The 1,702-nt window shown below is 56.3% G+C and carries 1 rRNA gene; it reads right to left on the bottom strand.

What is annotated here, in order from left to right:
- Positions 1-142: 142 nt before the first annotated feature.
- Positions 143-1,665, bottom strand: a 16S ribosomal RNA gene (locus ACYQ1Z_RS19825).
- Positions 1,666-1,702: the final 37 nt, after the last annotated feature.

Below are 1,702 nucleotides of genomic sequence, written 5' to 3' on the forward strand. Positions count from 1 at the left end.
GGTCCGTGCCACCAGGCACCTATTTGTTGATATTCCACCCATGAGCACCCGCCACGAAACATTCGTCCGTGCAACGGGCATTCTCCTGACAACACCACCACCAGACATACACCCGGCAGCAACTGTTGTAGGCGCTCCTTAGAAAGGAGGTGATCCAGCCGCACCTTCCGGTACGGCTACCTTGTTACGACTTAGTCCCAATCGCCAGTCCCACCTTCGACGGCTCCCTCCCACAAGGGGTTAGGCCACCGGCTTCGGGTGTTACCAACTTTCGTGACTTGACGGGCGGTGTGTACAAGGCCCGGGAACGTATTCACCGCAGCGTTGCTGATCTGCGATTACTAGCGACTCCGACTTCATGGGGTCGAGTTGCAGACCCCAATCCGAACTGAGACCGGCTTTTTGGGATTAGCTCCACCTCACAGTATCGCAACCCTTTGTACCGGCCATTGTAGCATGCGTGAAGCCCAAGACATAAGGGGCATGATGATTTGACGTCGTCCCCACCTTCCTCCGAGTTGACCCCGGCAGTCTCCTATGAGTCCCCACCATCACGTGCTGGCAACATAGAACGAGGGTTGCGCTCGTTGCGGGACTTAACCCAACATCTCACGACACGAGCTGACGACAACCATGCACCACCTGTAAACCAGCCCCAAAGGGGAAACCACATTTCTGCGGCGGTCCGGTTCATGTCAAGCCTTGGTAAGGTTCTTCGCGTTGCATCGAATTAATCCGCATGCTCCGCCGCTTGTGCGGGCCCCCGTCAATTCCTTTGAGTTTTAGCCTTGCGGCCGTACTCCCCAGGCGGGGCACTTAATGCGTTAGCTACGGCGCGGAAAACGTGGAATGTCCCCCACACCTAGTGCCCAACGTTTACGGCATGGACTACCAGGGTATCTAATCCTGTTCGCTCCCCATGCTTTCGCTCCTCAGCGTCAGTTAATGCCCAGAGACCTGCCTTCGCCATCGGTGTTCCTCCTGATATCTGCGCATTTCACCGCTACACCAGGAATTCCAGTCTCCCCTACATCACTCTAGTCTGCCCGTACCCACCGCAGATCCGGAGTTGAGCCCCGGACTTTCACGGCAGACGCGACAAACCGCCTACGAGCTCTTTACGCCCAATAATTCCGGATAACGCTTGCGCCCTACGTATTACCGCGGCTGCTGGCACGTAGTTAGCCGGCGCTTCTTCTGCAGGTACCGTCACTTTCGCTTCTTCCCTACTGAAAGAGGTTTACAACCCGAAGGCCGTCATCCCTCACGCGGCGTCGCTGCATCAGGCTTGCGCCCATTGTGCAATATTCCCCACTGCTGCCTCCCGTAGGAGTCTGGGCCGTGTCTCAGTCCCAGTGTGGCCGGTCACCCTCTCAGGCCGGCTACCCGTCGTCGCCTTGGTAAGCCATTACCTCACCAACAAGCTGATAGGCCGCGAGTCCATCCAAAACCACAAAAGCTTTCCACCAACCACCATGCGATGGAAGGTCATATCCGGTATTAGACCCAGTTTCCCAGGCTTATCCCAGAGTCAAGGGCAGGTTACTCACGTGTTACTCACCCGTTCGCCACTAATCCACCAGCAAGCTGGCTTCATCGTTCGACTTGCATGTGTTAAGCACGCCGCCAGCGTTCATCCTGAGCCAGGATCAAACTCTCCGTTGAAAACGAAACAACCAGGCAGATGGAAATAACACCCACC

The organism is Arthrobacter sp. AD-310, from assembly GCF_054656615.1.